Below are 16,103 nucleotides of genomic sequence, written 5' to 3' on the forward strand. Positions count from 1 at the left end.
GCCGCCATGGCCCAGCCGCGCCTGCGCCTCGCCTTCATGGGCACACCGGATTTCGCAGTCCCCGTGCTGGACGCGCTGGTCGCGGCCGGCCATGACATCCGGGCGGTCTATAGCCAGCCGCCGCGCCCGACCGGGCGCGGCCACAAGACCCAGCCCTCGCCGGTCCAGGCGCGTGCCGAAGCGCTGGGCCTGCCGGTCCGCCATCCGGTTTCGCTGAAGCCGGAGGAAGAGAAAGCCGCCTTCGCGGCGCTCGGCCTCGATGCCGCCGTCGTCGCGGCCTATGGCCTGATTCTGCCGCGCGCGATCCTGGAGGCGCCCCGGCTCGGCTGCCTCAACGTCCATGGCTCGATCCTGCCTCGCTGGCGGGGTGCCGCGCCGGTCCAGCGCGCGCTGATGGCCGGCGATGCGGAGACCGGCATCACCATCATGCAGATGGATGTCGGCCTCGACACTGGCGCCATGCTGCTGAAGGGCATCGTGCCGATCGGCCCGGATGCGACCGCGCAGAGCCTGCACGATACGCTGGCCGCGCTCGGCGCGGAGCTGATCCTGCCGGCGCTCGACGGCATCGCCGCCGGAACGCTGGTGCCCGAGCCCCAGCCGGAGGTCGGTGTGACCTATGCCGCGAAACTGTCCCGCGAGGAAAGCGCGCTCGACTTCCGCGAGGATGCAGGGGTGCTGGATCTCAAGGTCCGCGCGCTCAATCCCTGGCCCGGCGTGTGGTTCGAACACCAGGGCGAGCGGATCAAGCTGCTGGCGGCCCGGGTGGAAGACGGCCGGGGAGTTCCGGGGATGATCCTCGACGGCGACTTTGGCATCGCCTGCGGCACGGGCGTGCTGCGGCCGACCCTGCTGCAGCGACCAGGCAAGGCGCCGGTCGAGCGGCGCGCCTTCTTGAACGGCACCAAGATCGATCCAGGCGTCATCCTGCCGTGCCCCGCTACAAACTGACGATCGAGTACGACGGCACGGGCCTGGTCGGCTGGCAGCGCCAGCCGAACGGCCCCTCGGTGCAAGAGATCCTGGAGACGGCGGTCGAACGCCTCACCGGGCAGCGATGCTTCGTCCAGGGGGCGGGGCGGACCGATGCCGGCGTCCATGCGACCGGCCAGGTCGCCCATGTCGACCTCGACCGTCCCTATCGCGCCGGCGAGATCCAGGGCGCGCTCAACTATCATATGAAGCCGGCCGCCGTTTGCGTGCTGGCGGTCGAGCTGGCATCGGATCATTTCCACGCCCGCCTGTCGGCCATCCACCGCGCCTATGTCTATCGGATCCTCAATCGCCGGGCGCCGCCCGCGATCGAGCGCAATCACGTCTGGCACGTGCCGGTCGCCCTGGACCTCGATGCCATGATCGAGGGCGCCGCCCATCTGGTCGGCCACCACGACTTCACCAGTTTCCGAGCCACCATGTGCCAGGCGCGTTCGCCGGTGAAGACGCTCGATCGCCTGACGATCACCCGGGTCGGCGAGGAGATCCACGTCGTGCCGGAGGCACGGTCGTTCCTGCACCACCAGGTCCGCAACATCGTCGGCACCTTGAAGCTGGTGGGATCCGGCCAATGGCGGCCGGACGAGGTCAAGCGGGCGCTCGACGCGCGCGACCGGGCCGCGGCCGGCCCGACGGCGCCGCCGGACGGGCTCTACCTGACCGCCGTGCACTATCCCGACGAGGCCCTGCTAGAACAGGCCGGCGGTCAGTTCGTCGATGCCGAAGCCGATGACGATGTCGAGTAGCACGATCGCGAAGGCGGCCAGCGGCTTGACGCCGAGGGTCGCCCAGGAAATGAAGCCTTCGACCGCAAAGGAATAGAGCTGAACGGCCAACAGCAGGGCCAGGCCGACCGGACCGAGCACGCCGGTCTGATCCAACGTCACGCAGACCAGCAGCGCCACGACCTGCGGCAGGCCGAACCAGTTCTGCGCGGTGACGAACAGCGGCCATTGCGCGACATGGCCGAGCAGGCGCGCCAGCCCCAGCACGCCCAGCGGGAAAGCCGCCGTGTGCGCGACATAGGCGATTACCTGGACCAGCGCATAGAGCCAAAGGTCGTCCGGCCGATGGGGCGAGTGCCACAGGCCGAGCGCCAGCGCGACGGCATAGAATGGCAGGCCGTAGAACGCCGCCCAGAAGGACCGCAGCGCCGCCGCAGGCGACGGATCGAACGCCGAGGCGGCGGTGCGGTCGAATCGGCAGAACCGCAGCGCGCCGACAAGCGACCTGGCCGCCTCGGACGGGATCGGCCCACCTTCGGTTGGGCTCATGCCGCGAAAAATCTCTCGAGCACGCCCAGGTAGATGCGCGTCAGGGCCTCGATGTCCGCCGTGGGCACGGCTTCGTCGGCCTTGTGCATGGTCAGGCCGACCAGCCCGAACTCGGCGACGGCACAGAAGCGGTTGATGAATCGCGCGTCGGACGTGCCGCCGGTCGTGCTGAATTCGGGCCGGCGCCCGGTCTCCGCCTCGGCCGCGTCGGCGATCAGTTCGGCGATGGCGCCCGGCGGCGTCAGGAAAGATTCGCCGCTGACCCGGACGTCGAGTTCATATCGTCCGCCGACACCGTCCAGGGTCTGGCACAGCCAGTTCTCCAGCCCCGCCCCGCTCCAGATGTCGTTGAAACGGATGTTGAAGCTGGCGCGCGCCGTGGCCGGGATGACGTTGGTCGCGGGATTGCCGACGTCGATCGTCGAGATCTGCAGGGTCGAGGCCTGGAAATGCCCGGTGCCGCCGTCGAGCGGCTGGGCAGTGAGCGCGGTCAGCATCGCGACGAGGCGGTGGGCCGCATTGTCGGCCAGGTGGGGATAGGCGGTATGGCCGCCGACGCCATGAACCGTCAGATGGCCGGTCAGGCTGCCGCGCCGGCCGACCTTGATCATGTCGCCCAGCGCGCGGGCATTGGTCGGCTCGCCGACCACGCAGGCATCGAGCTTATGGCCTTGCGCCGCCAGCCAATCCAGCATCTTGACCGTGCCGTTGATCGCGGGCCCCTCTTCGTCGCCGGTGATCAGCAGGCTGATCGTTCCGCCGAAATCGGGGCCGCGCGCCGCCACGAACCGGGCGGCGGCGGCGGCGAAGCAGGCGATCGCCCCTTTCATGTCGGCGGCACCGCGCCCCAGCAGCCAGCCATCGCGCACGATGCCGCCGAACGGGTCGACGCTCCACGACGCGGCATCGCCGGCCGGCACCACGTCGGTGTGTCCGGCGAAGCAGAAATGCCGGCCGCCGGTGCCGATCCTGGCGAACAGGTTCGCGATGTCGGGCGTGCCTGCCTCGGTGAAAGGCAACCGGGTGCAGGTGAAGCCGACGGTTTCGAGTGCCCCGGCCAGCACGTCGAGCGCGCCCGCGTCGGCCGGCGTGACGCTCGGCCGACGGATCAGGTCGGCAGCGAGGCCGACCGGATCGAGCGCAGCATTCATGCGCGCAGCAGCTCGTTGATCGAAGTCTTCGAGCGGGTCTGGGCATCGACCCGCTTCACGATCACCGCGCAGCTGAGGTTCGGGCCCGGCGAGCCGTCCGGCAGGGCCTTGCCGGGAATCGAGCCGGGCACCACGACGGAATAAGCCGGGACGCGACCGATGAATATCTCGCCGGTCGTGCGGTCGATGATCTTGGTGGACGCGCTGATGAACACGCCCATGGACAGAACCGAGCCCTGTTCGACCCGCACGCCCTCGACCACCTCGCTGCGCGCGCCGATGAAGCAATCATCCTCGATGATGACCGGATCGGCCTGCAGCGGCTCCAGCACGCCGCCCAGGCCCACGCCACCCGACAGGTGCACGTTCTTGCCGACCTGGGCGCAGGAGCCGACGGTCGCCCAGGTGTCGACCATGGTGCCGCTGCCGACATAGGCGCCGACATTGACGAAGCTGGGCATCAGGATGACGTTCGGTGCGATATAGGCCGACTGGCGCACGACCGAGCCGGGCACGCAGCGGAAGCCCGCGGCCTGGAAACGCTGGGCGCTCCAGCCGGCGAATTTCGAAGGTACTTTGTCCCACCAGACGCCCTCGCCCAATGTCGGGTCGCTGGCACCGCCCGGCATGATCACGTTGGCCGACAGGCGGAACGACAGCAGCACCGCCTTTTTCAGCCACTGATTGACCTTCCAGCCGCCTTCGACCGGCTCGGCGACGCGCGCGGCGCCGCTGTCGAGCAGGTCGAGCGCCTTGCGGATCCCATCGGCGACGTCGCCCGTCGTGGCGGGCGAAATCGTGTCGCGGGCTTCCCAGGCGGCATCGATGGCGGCTTCGAGCGAAAGCGTGGTCATGGCGGGCAATCTTGGCTGTTTCGAAGGGAGGCGGAAACCATGGCGGCCGGTCGGCGACCCTGTCAACCCGGCGGCGACGCAGCCCCGCCCAGACCTTGCCCACGGCCGTGGGTTGCGAGCCATTGGGTCAGGTCGTCGGTCTGATAATGCACGTAGGGCTGCTCGGCGCCCTCCTTCTGCCAATCGAGCGGCGCGCGCACCCACAGCGTCAGCATGCCGAGTGCCGCCGCCGGCTCCAGGTTGCGCGCCATGTCTTCGACCATCGCTGATCGCTCCGGCACGACGCCGTGATGCTCGACCAGCTTGCGATAGCCCGTCAGGTCCGGCTTGGGCATGAATTCCGCTGCCGCGATGTCGAACAGCACCTCGAAATGCCGGGCGATGCCCAGCCGTTCGAGCACCCGCTCGGCATGGCGGACCGAGCCGTTGGTGAAGACGAGCTTGCGGCCGGACAGGCCGTCCAGCGCCCGGTCGAGCGCCGGCGCCGGCTCGATCATGGAAAGGTCGATATCGTGGACATGGGCCATGAAGCCGTGCGGGTCGATCGCATGCTCCGTCATCAACCCGCGCATCGTGGTGCCGTAGGTCGTGAACAGGCGCTTTTGCACCACGCGCGCGGCATCCGCGTCGAGGTCGAGCAGGCGCATGATGTATTCGCCCATGCGGGTCGAGATCTGCTGGAACAGGTTCGATCCAGCCGGATAGAGCGTGTTGTCGAGGTCGAACACCCAGGTCTCGATTTCATGGGGAGGTAACGGCATCGCGAGATCAATCCCTGTTGGAGAGCGCCGTCCGGAGCCGGGCCTCGGCGGCCGCGTCGGGCGGCAATCCGAAGCGTAGCCGGTCCGGCCGGTCGGCAAAACGGCGAACGAGAATCTGGGAGGCGCCCAGCCGGTCGGCGATCCGGCCGGCATCGGCTACACGCACCAGACGATAGAGATCCGTGCCGCCGAGCGGTTCGAGGCCTGCCGGCGACAGGATGCCGTCGAGTGCCAGCGCCGCCGCGGCGAGCCGGGTCCGCATCGCGGTCGCCCAGTCATGATCGGCGAGCGCCTTCCGCCCGATCGCGAGCGCCGGCCCGGCCACGGCCCAGGGACCGAAGGCGGCATCGAGGGCGGCGATCATTGCGGCTGGGCCGAAGGCGAAACCCAGGCGCAGGCCGGCCAGTCCGAAGAACTTGCCGAAGGAGCGCAGGACGACCAGCCCCGGTGCGCCGGCATGGGGCGTCACGCTTGCCTCCGGCGCCACCTCGGCGAAGGCCTCGTCGACCACCAGAAATCCGCCGCGCCCGGCCTGCCGACGTGCGAGCACCAGCAACCGATCCGGCGCCAGCAGGGTGCCGTCCGGGTTGTTCGGGTTGACCAGAACCAGGACCGACGCCGTCGAACGATCGAGATCGGCCGGTCCGATCGCCTGCACGCGATGGCCGGCCAGCGCCCAGCAGCGCGCATGCTCGGCGTAGGTCGGCCCGAGGACCGCGACGTCGGTCGGCGGGATCAGCCGGGGCAGCAACTGGATCAAGGCCTGGGAACCGGGTGCCGCCACCAGCGGGGCCGCGGCCGGCGCGCCGTAGAAGCCACGGGCGGCCGCCAGGAGGTCGCCGAGCATCCCCGCGTCCGGCAGCCGGGTCCAGGCGTCGGCCGGAATGGCGGGCACCGGATACGGCCAGGGATTGATGCCGGTCGACAGGTCGATCCAGTCGGAACGCCGCCCGCCGAACCGGGCGATGGCCCGGTCGAGCGCGCCACCGTGATCCACGACCGGTCGATGCGTCATTGGGCGAAATTCAGCGGACAAGATCCCTCGGCTCTCCGTGCGGCAGGAAGCGTTCTTCCCGGTTTTGCCGGGAATGTCGAGTGACGATGGGGAGGGGCGCAATGATCCGGGCGCTTAACAGGGGATTAACCGGGGGCACGCTAAGCAAGGGGCCGCGACCGTCCCGCAAACGATGAAAGAGAATGCAGCGTGCTGCGCGACGCCATCAGGCGACTGTTCGGACGAGCGGGTGGCGATCGTGCGACCTCGGTCCCGTTCGACAAGGCGAAGGCGCTCGTGCGCCATGGCGATCCGGCCGTGCGGCGTTCGGTCGCCGCCGATCCGCAGGCGGCGCCCGAACTGCTGTTCTTCCTGGCGCGCGACCAATCCCCGCAGGTCCGGGCCGCCGTCGCGATCCATCCAAAGACGCCGCGCCAGGCCGACCTGCTGCTGGCACTCGACGAGCAGCCGGAAATCCGCACCCTCGTCGCCGAAAAGATTGCCGGCCAGGCCCATCAGCTGAGCTCCCATGACGCGGCCCAGCTCTGGCAGCTGACGATTCGGGTGCTGGAAGCCCTGGCGCGGGACGACCTGCCCTGGGTCCGCCAGCTCGTGGCCGAAACCGCGCGCGGCATTCCCGAGGTGCCGTCCCACCTGATGACCGAGCTGGGCCGGGACCGCACCAGCGCGGTCGCCGTGCCCGCCCTGGGGTTCGTCGGCGACATTGCCGACGGCGACCTGGTCGGCATCGTCGAACATGCACCCGATGAAGACGTGATCGGCGCGGTCGCGCGACGCTCGGCGATCGGCCCTGCCGTGACCGACGCGGTCGTCGAGCATGGCAGCCCGCCGTCCGTCGCGATCCTGCTGGCCAATCACAAAGCGACCTTCGCGCCGGAAACGCTCGACCGGGTGGTCGAGCGTGCGGCGCCGGTCGAGATCTGGCACGAGCCGCTGGTCGGACGGCCGCAACTGACCGACGGGGCCGCCGTGCGCCTCGCGAGCTTCGTCGCCGACCGGCTGGTCCAGGCCTTGCGCAGCCGGCCGGACCTGGATCCGGAGACCAATGCCGCGATCGAGATCATCATCCACGAGCGCGAGGCCATGCCGGGCATCGGGCCGACCATGACGATCACGACCGAAGTCGACGAGAACCACGCGGTGACGCGGGCGCGCCGGATGTTCTCCAGCGGCCAGCTGAACGAGGAGGCCGTGCTGGAGGTGCTCGACACGGACCGCGATTTCCTGATCGCCGCCCTGTCGCTGCGTTCCAAGCTGCCGCCCGCCGTGGTCGCAAAGATCCTGTCGTCGCACAGCGCCAAGGGCTTGACCGCCCTGACCTGGAAGGCCGGCTTCACCATGCGCCTCGCCCTGCAGCTGCAGCTGCGCGTCGCCCATCTGCCGCCCAAGGCCCGCATGATCGCCGGCGGCGGCGGGACCTTTCCGCTGAGCGCCGCGGAGCTGGAATGGCAGATCGAGTTCTTCCGCACCCTGGTGCCGTCCGCCAACTGAGGACGCGCGATCGGCCCTAAGGCCGCGGGCGGAAACTGCCCTGTTGACGGCCGGCCCATCACTCTGTTTCCCTCGCAAATCATTTGCGCTCAACGCGATAGGCTCAGGGGTCCCTCCGCCATGCAGTTCCGCTCCGCGCTCGCTCTTTTCGGGCTTGCCTCCGTTCTCGCTCCGACCGCTCCCGCGTTCGCGGCCAAAGACACGCTCACCATCGGCATCGCGCAATTTCCGTCGAGCCTGCATCCGGACATCGATGCCGAGGTCGTGAAGAAATACGCCGACGGCTTCGTGATCCGGCAGATCACCGCGTTCGACAAGGACTGGAAAAACTCCTGCCTGCTGTGCACCGAGCTGCCGACGATCCAGAACGGCCTCGCCAAGATCGAGGATCTGCCGGATGGCAAGAAAGGCATAGCGGTCACCATCAAGCTGAAGCCCGACCTCAAATGGTCGGATGGCGTCCCGGTCACGACCAAGGACCTGGCCTTCACCTTCAAGGTCGGCAAGGATCCCAATTCCGGCTTCTCGAACGTCAACCGTTGGGACCGCGCGACCAAGATCGACGTGGTCGACGACCATACCGCCGTGATCCACATGACCGGCATCACCCCGTCGTTCAACCAGTGGGACGAGATCATTCCCGAGCATGTCGAGGGGCCGATCTACGACAAGGCGACCGGTGCCGGCGAATACCTGAAGCAGACGCTGTACAATCGCGCCCCGACCTCGGCCGGGCTTTATGACGGGCCGTACAAGATCACCGAATACCAGTCGGGCGCCCAGATCGTCATGGAGCCAAACCCCTACTGGTCCGGCACCAAGCCGGGCTTCAAGCGCATCATCCTGAAGCATATCGAGAACACCGCGGCGTTGCAGGCCAACCTGCTGTCGGGCGACGTCGACATGGTCGCGGGCGAGGGCATCGGCCTGACCATCGACCAGGTGCTGGAACTGCGCAAGCAGCACCCGGACGACTTCACCTATATCTTCAAGCCCAGCCTGACCTACGAGCACGTCGATCTGCAGAAGGACAACCCGATCTTCAAGGACGTGAAGGTCCGCCAAGCGCTGCTCTACGCGCTCGATCGCAAGACCCTGACCGAAAAGCTGTTCCAGGGCCTGCAGCCGGTCGCGGCCACCTGGGTCAATCCGCTGAACCCGAACTACACCAAGGACACGGCGCAATATCCGTACGACCTCGCCAAGGCCAAGAGCCTGCTGGCCGAGGCCGGTTGGAAGCCGGGCAGCGACGGCATCTGCCGCAACGCCGCCGGCGACCGCCTGTCGTTCGAGCTGTCGACCACGGCCGGCAACCGCCTGCGCGAGTTGCAGGAACAGGTGCTGCAGAGCCAATGGAAGGCCGCCTGCATCGACGCGACCATCAAGAACGAGCCGCCGCGCACCATCTTCGGCGAAACGCTGAAGAAGCGGATCTATCCGGGCATGGTCATGTACGGCTGGTCGAGTGCCGTCACCGAATCGCCGCTCCGCACGCTCGGCACCTCGCAGATCCCGACCGAGAAGAACAATTACGGCGGCGCCAACTACATCGCCTTCTCCAACCCGGACATGGATGCGGCGATCGCGCGCATGGACAGCGAGCTGGAGCCGGAGAAGCAGAAGGCCGACTGGGCGATCGCCCAGAAGATCTATGCCGATCAGGTGCCCGTCGTGCCGCTGTTCTTCCGGTCCGAGCCGCATATCGTGCCGAAATGGCTGAAGGGCTACGAGCCGACCGGCCACGGCGACTTCGCCTGCATGTGGTCGGAAAACTGGCATGCCGAATAGGGACGGAGAAGTTTCTGCACCCGCGACGGTCCGGCGACCGGTCCGCACGCGGGTGCAGGCGGCTCTCTTCCTGTTCGGAGTTTCGGTGGCGGCGTCCGGTCCAGCCCTCGCGGATCAGCGGACGCTGACCATCGGCATCGCGCAATTTCCCTCGAGCCTGCATCCGGACATCGACGCCGAGACGGTCAAGAGCTATGCCGACGGCTTCGCGATCCGGCAGATCACCGCGTTCGACAAGGACTGGAAGAATTCCTGCCTGCTGTGCGCCGAACTGCCGACGATCGAGAACGGGCTGGCCAGGCTCGAAGAGCTGCCCGGCGGCAAGAAGGGCATGGCCGTCACCATCAAGCTGAGGCCGGACCTAAAATGGTCGGACGGCGTGCCCGTGACCGCCCGTGACATCCGCTTCACCTGGCAGGTCGGGCGGGATCCGAAGTCCGGCTTCTCGAACGTCAACCCCTGGACCCGGGCGACCCGGGTCGATGTGATCGACGATCGGACCGCCGTGATCCACCTGGGCCGGATCACGCCGTCCTACAATCAATGGGACCAGATCCTGCCCGAGCATATCGAGGGGCCGGTCTACCAGGCGGCGACGGGCGCCGGCGACTATCTGAAGCAGACGCTGTACAACCGCGCACCGACCACCGCGGGGCTCTATGATGGGCCCTACAAGATCGCCGAGTACCAGTCGGGCGTGCAGATCGTGCTGGAGCCGAACCCCTATTGGCCGGGCCCCGCACCGGCCTTCAGGCGGATCATCCTGAAGCACATCGAAAACACGGCAGCGCTGCAGACGAGCGTGCTGTCGGGCGACGTCAATATGGTGGCGGGCGAGAACATCGGCCTCACCGTCGACCAGGTCCTGGAGCTGCGCAGGCGCCACCCGGACGACCTGACCTATGTATTCAAGCCGAGCTTGGCCTTCGAGCATCTGGACCTGCAGAAGAACAACCCGATCTTCACGGATGTGCGGGTGCGTCGGGCGTTGCTGTTCGCGCTCGATCGCCAGGCCCTGACCGACAAGCTGTTCCAGGGCCTGCAGCCGGTCGCGGCCACCTGGGTCAATCCGCTCAATCCCTATTTCACCAAGGACACGGCGCCATACCCGCACGATCTCGTCCGGGCCAGGCGGCTGCTGGCGGACGCCGGCTGGACGCCGGGACCCGATGGGATCTGCCGCAACGCCGCCGGCCAGCGCCTGTCGTTCGAGCTGATGACCACCGCCGGCAACCGCCTGCGCGAGTTGGAGGAACAGATCCTGCAGAGCCAGTGGAAGGCCGCAGGGGTCGAGGCGACCATCCGCAACGAGCCTCCGCGCATCATCTTCGGCGAGACGCTGAAGAAGCGGACCTATTCGGGCATGATCCTGTCCGGCTGGTCGAGTGCGGTGACCGAATCGCCATACCTGACCCTGTCGACGGCGCAGATCCCGACCGAACAGAACAACTATGGGGGCGCCAACTTCGCCGCCTTTTCGGATCCCGACATGGACGCCGCGATCGAGCGCATGGAGAGCGACCTCGATCCGGAAAGGCAGAAGGCCGACTGGGCGATCGCCCAGAAGATCTACGCCGAGCAGGTGCCGGTCATCCCGCTGTTCTTTCAATCGGAAGCGCATATAGTGCCGAAATGGCTGAAGGGCTACGAGCCGACCGGCCATCGCGACCTGTCCAGCCTGTGGGCCGAGAATTGGCACGCCGGTGGCTGACATGATCTCATCGTCCACCCCCCTGCTCCAGGTCTCGGACCTGACCGTGGCGTTCCGGATCGACGGCGCGCTGCGCAAGCCCGTCCAGGGCATGAGCTACAGCCTGGATGCCGGCCGCACCTTGGGCGTGGTCGGCGAGAGCGGCTGCGGCAAGAGCCTGACCGCCCTCGCCCTCATGGGCCTGATCCCCTCGCCCGGCCAGGTGACCGGCTCGGTCCGCTTCGCCGGCACCGAGCTGATCGGCCAGTCCGACGCCGCCTGGCGAAGCTTGCGCGGCAATCGGGCGGCGATGGTGTTCCAGGAGCCGATGACGGCGCTCAACCCGGTCATGCCGATCGGAACCCAGATCGCCGAGGTCATGGTGCTGCACCAGGGGCTGGCCTGGCCGGCCGCCCAGGATGCCGCGATCGGACTCCTCGAGGCGGTCGGCATCTCGTCGCCCCGGCAGCGGGCGGCCTCCTATCCCCATCAATTGTCCGGCGGCATGCGCCAGCGCGCGATGATCGCCATGGCGCTCGCCTGCCGGCCGGCGCTGCTGATCGCCGACGAGCCGACCACGGCGCTCGACGTCACCATCCAGGCCCAGATCATCGAGCTGATGCAGGAGCTGCAGAGCGAGATCGGCATGGCCATCCAGTTCATCAGCCACAATCTGGCGGTCGTGTCGGAACTGGCCGACGAGATCATCGTCATGTACGCCGGCCGCATCGTCGAGCGCGCGCCGGCCGCCGCCTTGTTCGACCGGCCGGCCCATCCCTATACCCAGGGCCTGATCGCGACCCTGCCCGACCCGGACCGGCGCCAGGCGCGCCTGCCGGTCATCCAGGGCGGTGTGCCGCGCATCGATGCCGAGGCGCGCGGCTGCCGCTTCGCCGACCGCTGCCCTCGCGCCGACGACGGCTGCCGCGCGGCCGAACCACCGCTCGACCTGGTCGGCACCGACCATTGGGCTGCTTGCTTCAAGGTCGGATCATGACGCCCATCATCGAGATCGACCAGGTGAGCGTGCATTTCCCGCAAGGCGGCGGCGGGCTGTTCCGCGGCCCGGCGGCCGTGCTGCGCGCGGTCGAGCAGGTCAGCCTGGCGATCCGGCCGGGCGAGACCCTGGCGCTGGTCGGCGAGAGCGGCAGCGGCAAGTCGACCCTGGGCCAGGTCGTGGCCGGCCTGCGCCAGCCGACGTCCGGCGCCCTGCGGTTCCATGGCAAGCCGATGGGCAAGGCCGAATGGCGCGCGGCGCGCAAGGCGATCCAGATCGTGTTCCAGGACCCGTTCTCCGCCCTCGACCCACGCATGCCGGTCTCCGACCTCATTACCGAGCCGCTGCGGATCCAGAACATCGGCACGGTCGCCGAGCGGCGCCGGCGGGCCGCCGAGCTGGTCGGCCAGGTCGGCCTGCCGCTCGATGCGCTCAACCGCTACCCCCATGAATTTTCCGGCGGCCAGCGCCAGCGCATCGCGATCGCCCGGGCGCTCGCGCCCGATCCCTCGCTGATCGTGGCCGACGAGCCGCTGTCGGCGCTCGACGTCTCGATCCAGAGCCAGATCCTGAATCTGATGAAGGGCATCCAGGAGGAGCGCAGCCTCAGCTATCTGTTCATCAGCCACGACCTGGCGGTAGTGAACCATCTGGCCGACCGGGTCGCCGTGCTCTACCTGGGCCGCCTGGTCGAACTGGCGGAGCGCGCGAGCCTGTTCGCGCAGCCCTCCCACCCCTATACCTCGGCCCTGCTCGATGCGGTGCCGCGCATCGGGCGCGGCCGGCGCCGGCGCGGCCGCAGCCTGACCGGCGAAATGCCGAGCCCCCTCGACCCGCCGCCTGGTTGCGTGTTCCATACGCGCTGCCCCAAGGTACAGGCGATCTGCAAGATCACGCCGCCGCTGCTGGAGCCCGCTCCGGGCCGGCCCCAGCATCTGGCCGCGTGCCACTTCAAGGAGTAAGCCCTCGTGACCGGGTTCATCCTGCTGCGCACTCTGCAGGCGCTGATCGTGCTCTGGGTCATGTCCTTCGTGATCTATGGATTGATCGGCCTGATGCCGGGCGATCCGCTCGACGTCATGATCGCGTCGAACCCCGGCGCCACGCCCGAGGTCGTCGCCCATCTACGCGCGATCTACGGCCTGGATCAGCCGCTGCCGCTCCGCTATTGGCATTGGCTGACGGATGCGGTCGTCGGCGATTTCGGCTTTTCGCGCACTCATTCCGAACCGGTGCTGACCGTATTGGGGCCGGCTCTGCTGCAGACCTGCAAGCTGATGCTGATCAGCTTCACGATCAGCGTCGTCATGGCCTTCGTGCTGGGTGTGGCCGCGGCACGCCGGCCGGGCGGCTGGGCCGACGGCGCCATCAGCCTGTTCGCCTTCGCCGGCATTTCCGTGCCCGTCTTCTGGCTGGCGCTGATCCTGATCATCGTGTTCGCAGTGCAGCTGCATTGGCTGCCGGCGAGTGGCATGGGCACGGTCGGCGACGGCGGCTTCCTCGATCAGGTCCGCCACCTCACCCTGCCGGTCACCACTCTGGTGCTGGCCAATGCCGGGCAATTCACCCGCTATGTCCGGGCCGCCATGATCGAGACCATGCGCATGGATTTCATCCGGACGGCGCGCGCCAAGGGCCTGGACGAAAGCCGGCTGGTCGTGCGCCACGCGCTGCGCAACGCGCTGATCCCGGTCGTGACGGTGATGGCGCTCAGCTTCGGCACCCTGTTCTCAGGCGCGCTCGTGACCGAGACCATGTTCGCCCAATGGGGCATGGGCAAAGTGATCTACGATTCGATCCTGGCGAACGATTATAACCTCGCCCTGGTCGGCCTGCTGTTCGCGACCCTGATCACGCTCTTGAGCAACCTCTTGGCCGATCTGGCCTACGGCTGGCTCGACCCGCGGATCTCGCTCAAATGACCACGCTCGACCTCGCCGCCCCGTCCGTCCAGGCCGCCCAGTCGGTCTGGAAGCTGCGCTGGAAACGGTTTCGCGGCCATCGCGCCGGCATGATCAGCCTGGCCGTGCTCGTCCTGCTGGTCCTGTTCACACTGTCGGCCGGCCCCCTCGCCGCCTGGTTCGGCGTCGATCCGGATGCGACCGACCTGCTGTCGCGCTACGACCCGCCGTCGGCCGCCCATTGGCTGGGCACGGACGAGGGTGGCCGCGACGAGTTGCTGCGCCTGATGTACGGCGGACAGATCTCGTTGCTGGTCGGTCTGCTGTCGACGCTGGTCGGCGGCATGGTCGGGCTGTTCATCGGTCTGTGGGCCGGCTATTTCGGCGGCCGGATCGACGCGCTGCTGATGCGTTTCACCGACGGCATGATCGCGCTGCCCCTGCTGCCGCTGCTGATCGTGTTCGGCGCGATCGACCTGACCAAGCTGGGCTTTTCGAGCGAGTTCGCCCATTCCGGCGCCGCCGGGTTCTGGCGCGTCGTCGTCATCATCGCGGTCGTCGACTGGACCCAGATGGCCCGGCTGGTGCGCGCCGCGACCCTCAGCCTCAAGGAACGCGACTATGTGCTGGCCGCCCAGGCGAGCGGCGCCGGCCCGTTCTATGTCATGGCGACCCACATCCTGCCGAACGTCGCGACGCCGATCATCGTCGCCGGCACCTTGACCGTGGGGCGGGTCATCCTGCTCGAATCCGTGCTGAGCTTCCTGGGCTTCGGCATCGTGCCGCCCACGCCGTCCTGGGGCAACATGCTGAACAATGCCCAGGAACTGGTCACGACCGCGCCGACGCTCGCGGTCTATCCCGGGCTGCTGATCTTCATCACCGTGATCGCGGTCAATTTCATCGGCGACGGCCTGCAGCACGCGTTCGACCCGCGATCGAGCCGATAGCGCCCTCACCGTCCGACGAAACCGGCTATGTTGATGACAGAGATGCTTCGCGTGCCCGGGATTGGATGAATGTCGAACCTTGAAACGCTGCAGGCGGTAATCCAGAGCCCAGCCCTCAAAATCGTCTTCGCCCACTGGCTCGACGCCCGGAAGGAACGTTTGATGCCGGCCTGGAAGGATATCGACGCGGCGGCCATCGGGAAATATCTGCCGATGGTCTGGGCCTGGCGGTTCGATACCACGCAGGACACGTTCATCGGCCGCCTGGCCGGCGAGGACATCACGGCGGTCCTGGGCTATGAAATCCGCGGCCGGCCGATGAAGCAGTGCTTCCCGCCCATGGCCTTTCCCACCGTCGAGGCCCGTCACCGGAAGGTCATCGGCGGGCCATGTATCATGCGCACGACCGGTCAGGTCTATGTGCAGACCGGACGCCATGGCGGGGGCGAACGCATCGTCCTGCCGCTGTCCGAGGACGGCGTCACCGGCGACGGCGTGCTGGGCGTGACCGAGTATCATCTGAACATCGCCGAGGCGCGCAGCATGGGGGCCGCCATCGACCATGCCCACGAAGAGGTCGTTTTCTATCCCCTGGTGTGATACCTCCGCGCAGCATCCGAGGCAGGTCTCGAGATCGATACGAAGCGATGAGCATGTCCCTTTCGACCGATCGCGGTCGCGGTCGCACAGCCAGAAAACGGGTATGACGGATCTGAAGTCTCTGACCGATGCCATCCAGAGCCCTGCGCTCAAAGCCGTCTTCCGCCATTGGCTCGACGTCCGCGGCGCCCGCACCATGCCTGCGTGGAAGGACATCGACGCGACGGTGATCGGCAAATACCTGCCGCTGGTCTGGGCCTGGCGATTCGATCGCGCACAAGGCACCTTCATCGGACGGTTGGCTGGTGAAGAAATTCTAGCGGTCCTGGGCAAGGAAATTCGCGGTCGGCCGCTCGAGCAATGTTTCCCGGCCAACGCGGCGAGCGTCGTGCTGGCGCGCTACAAGGCCGTCATCGACGGCCCGCAGATCATGCGCACCACGGGCCACGTGCATATGAAGACCGGCCGCCACGGCATCGGCGAACGCATCGTGCTGCCGCTGTCGGAGGACGGTATCACCGGCGACGGCGTGCTGGGGGCGACGGAGTATCGCCTTCACATGGGCGACGCGCGCACCCTGGGCGCCGCGATCGACCACCACCACGAAGACATCACCAACTACCCGTTGAGCTGACGGC

At 67.8% G+C, this 16,103-nt stretch carries 16 protein-coding genes; 11 read left to right on the forward strand and 5 right to left on the reverse strand.

The features are described 5' to 3' along the window. Positions 1-6 precede the first annotated feature (6 nt). Positions 7-951 carry a methionyl-tRNA formyltransferase gene (gene fmt / locus VGV37_RS14740; protein ID WP_326880459.1) on the forward strand — a complete coding sequence of 315 codons (945 nt, stop codon included), beginning with the start codon at positions 7-9 and terminating at the stop codon, positions 949-951. Continuing rightward, complete coding sequence (truA, locus tag VGV37_RS14745) at positions 933-1,739, forward strand: tRNA pseudouridine(38-40) synthase TruA (RefSeq protein ID WP_326880460.1); 807 nt, start codon at positions 933-935, stop codon at positions 1,737-1,739. Before fmt ends, truA begins: the two co-directional genes overlap by 19 nt. On the opposite strand, the gene VGV37_RS14750 is transcribed toward truA, so the two are convergent. The 5 genes from VGV37_RS14750 to cobD all read right to left on the reverse strand — a co-directional run bounded on the left by VGV37_RS14750 (position 1,683) and on the right by cobD (position 6,048). After that, positions 1,683-2,267: a hypothetical protein gene (locus tag VGV37_RS14750; protein ID WP_326880461.1), complete on the reverse strand. Its 585-nt coding sequence runs from the start codon at positions 2,265-2,267 to the stop codon at positions 1,683-1,685. The two genes, truA and VGV37_RS14750, sit on opposite strands and share 57 nt — an antisense overlap. After that, positions 2,264-3,418: a succinyl-diaminopimelate desuccinylase gene (gene dapE, locus VGV37_RS14755; protein WP_326880462.1), complete on the reverse strand. Its 1,155-nt coding sequence runs from the start codon at positions 3,416-3,418 to the stop codon at positions 2,264-2,266. Before dapE ends, VGV37_RS14750 begins: the two co-directional genes overlap by 4 nt. Next, positions 3,415-4,272 carry a 2,3,4,5-tetrahydropyridine-2,6-dicarboxylate N-succinyltransferase gene (gene dapD / locus VGV37_RS14760; protein ID WP_326880463.1) on the reverse strand — a complete coding sequence of 286 codons (858 nt, stop codon included), beginning with the start codon at positions 4,270-4,272 and terminating at the stop codon, positions 3,415-3,417. Before dapD ends, dapE begins: the two co-directional genes overlap by 4 nt. A 62-nt stretch (positions 4,273-4,334) precedes the next feature. Beyond that, the gene (locus VGV37_RS14765; protein ID WP_326880464.1) at positions 4,335-5,033 is read right to left on the reverse strand and encodes a pyrimidine 5'-nucleotidase; all 699 of its coding nucleotides are present in this window, start codon (positions 5,031-5,033) and stop codon (positions 4,335-4,337) included. 7 nt (positions 5,034-5,040) lie between these two features. Next, positions 5,041-6,048 carry a threonine-phosphate decarboxylase CobD gene (gene cobD, locus VGV37_RS14770; RefSeq protein ID WP_326880465.1) on the reverse strand — a complete coding sequence of 336 codons (1,008 nt, stop codon included), beginning with the start codon at positions 6,046-6,048 and terminating at the stop codon, positions 5,041-5,043. A 189-nt stretch (positions 6,049-6,237) separates the two neighbouring features. On the opposite strand from cobD, the gene VGV37_RS14775 reads away from it, so the two are divergent. The 9 genes from VGV37_RS14775 to VGV37_RS14815 all read left to right on the forward strand — a co-directional run bounded on the left by VGV37_RS14775 (position 6,238) and on the right by VGV37_RS14815 (position 16,099). Beyond that, complete coding sequence (locus tag VGV37_RS14775) at positions 6,238-7,539, forward strand: DUF2336 domain-containing protein (protein ID WP_326880466.1); 1,302 nt, start codon at positions 6,238-6,240, stop codon at positions 7,537-7,539. Positions 7,540-7,659: 120 nt separating this feature from the next. Then, complete coding sequence (locus tag VGV37_RS14780) at positions 7,660-9,327, forward strand: peptide ABC transporter substrate-binding protein (RefSeq protein WP_326880467.1); 1,668 nt, start codon at positions 7,660-7,662, stop codon at positions 9,325-9,327. Between the two features lie 85 nt (positions 9,328-9,412). Continuing rightward, complete coding sequence (locus VGV37_RS14785) at positions 9,413-11,038, forward strand: peptide ABC transporter substrate-binding protein (protein WP_326880468.1); 1,626 nt, start codon at positions 9,413-9,415, stop codon at positions 11,036-11,038. A gap of 1 nt (position 11,039) precedes the next feature. Next, a complete protein-coding gene (locus tag VGV37_RS14790) occupies positions 11,040-12,014 on the forward strand; it encodes an ABC transporter ATP-binding protein (RefSeq protein ID WP_326880469.1) in 975 nt (324 codons plus the stop codon). After that, a complete protein-coding gene (locus tag VGV37_RS14795) occupies positions 12,011-12,976 on the forward strand; it encodes an oligopeptide/dipeptide ABC transporter ATP-binding protein (protein WP_326880470.1) in 966 nt (321 codons plus the stop codon). Before VGV37_RS14790 ends, VGV37_RS14795 begins: the two co-directional genes overlap by 4 nt. Positions 12,977-12,982: 6 nt before the next feature. After that, on the forward strand, positions 12,983-13,936 hold the full coding sequence (locus VGV37_RS14800; RefSeq protein ID WP_326880471.1) for an ABC transporter permease: 954 nt from the start codon (positions 12,983-12,985) through the stop codon (positions 13,934-13,936). After that, positions 13,933-14,865 carry an ABC transporter permease gene (locus VGV37_RS14805; protein WP_326880472.1) on the forward strand — a complete coding sequence of 311 codons (933 nt, stop codon included), beginning with the start codon at positions 13,933-13,935 and terminating at the stop codon, positions 14,863-14,865. Before VGV37_RS14800 ends, VGV37_RS14805 begins: the two co-directional genes overlap by 4 nt. 69 nt (positions 14,866-14,934) lie before the next feature. After that, on the forward strand, positions 14,935-15,465 hold the full coding sequence (locus VGV37_RS14810) for a PAS domain-containing protein (protein ID WP_326880473.1): 531 nt from the start codon (positions 14,935-14,937) through the stop codon (positions 15,463-15,465). 103 nt (positions 15,466-15,568) lie between these two features. Further along, positions 15,569-16,099: a PAS domain-containing protein gene (locus VGV37_RS14815; RefSeq protein ID WP_326880474.1), complete on the forward strand. Its 531-nt coding sequence runs from the start codon at positions 15,569-15,571 to the stop codon at positions 16,097-16,099. Positions 16,100-16,103 lie beyond the last annotated feature (4 nt).

Origin of the sequence: Aliidongia sp., from assembly GCF_035943795.1 — a bacterium.
Lineage (GTDB): Bacteria > Pseudomonadota > Alphaproteobacteria > ATCC43930 > CGMCC-115725 > Aliidongia.

Coding starts and splice junctions, on each gene's coding strand:
- fmt (WP_326880459.1), top strand. CDS start 7: ATGGCCCAGCCGCGCCTGCGCCTCGCCTTCATGGGCACACCGGATTTC.
- VGV37_RS14750 (WP_326880461.1), bottom strand. CDS start 2,267: ATGAGCCCAACCGAAGGTGGGCCGATCCCGTCCGAGGCGGCCAGGTCG.
- dapE (WP_326880462.1), bottom strand. CDS start 3,418: ATGAATGCTGCGCTCGATCCGGTCGGCCTCGCTGCCGACCTGATCCGT.
- dapD (WP_326880463.1), bottom strand. CDS start 4,272: ATGACCACGCTTTCGCTCGAAGCCGCCATCGATGCCGCCTGGGAAGCC.
- VGV37_RS14765 (WP_326880464.1), bottom strand. CDS start 5,033: ATGCCGTTACCTCCCCATGAAATCGAGACCTGGGTGTTCGACCTCGAC.
- cobD (WP_326880465.1), bottom strand. CDS start 6,048: ATGACGCATCGACCGGTCGTGGATCACGGTGGCGCGCTCGACCGGGCC.
- VGV37_RS14780 (WP_326880467.1), top strand. CDS start 7,660: ATGCAGTTCCGCTCCGCGCTCGCTCTTTTCGGGCTTGCCTCCGTTCTC.
- VGV37_RS14790 (WP_326880469.1), top strand. CDS start 11,040: ATGATCTCATCGTCCACCCCCCTGCTCCAGGTCTCGGACCTGACCGTG.
- VGV37_RS14795 (WP_326880470.1), top strand. CDS start 12,011: ATGACGCCCATCATCGAGATCGACCAGGTGAGCGTGCATTTCCCGCAA.
- VGV37_RS14805 (WP_326880472.1), top strand. CDS start 13,933: ATGACCACGCTCGACCTCGCCGCCCCGTCCGTCCAGGCCGCCCAGTCG.
- VGV37_RS14810 (WP_326880473.1), top strand. CDS start 14,935: ATGTCGAACCTTGAAACGCTGCAGGCGGTAATCCAGAGCCCAGCCCTC.
- VGV37_RS14815 (WP_326880474.1), top strand. CDS start 15,569: ATGACGGATCTGAAGTCTCTGACCGATGCCATCCAGAGCCCTGCGCTC.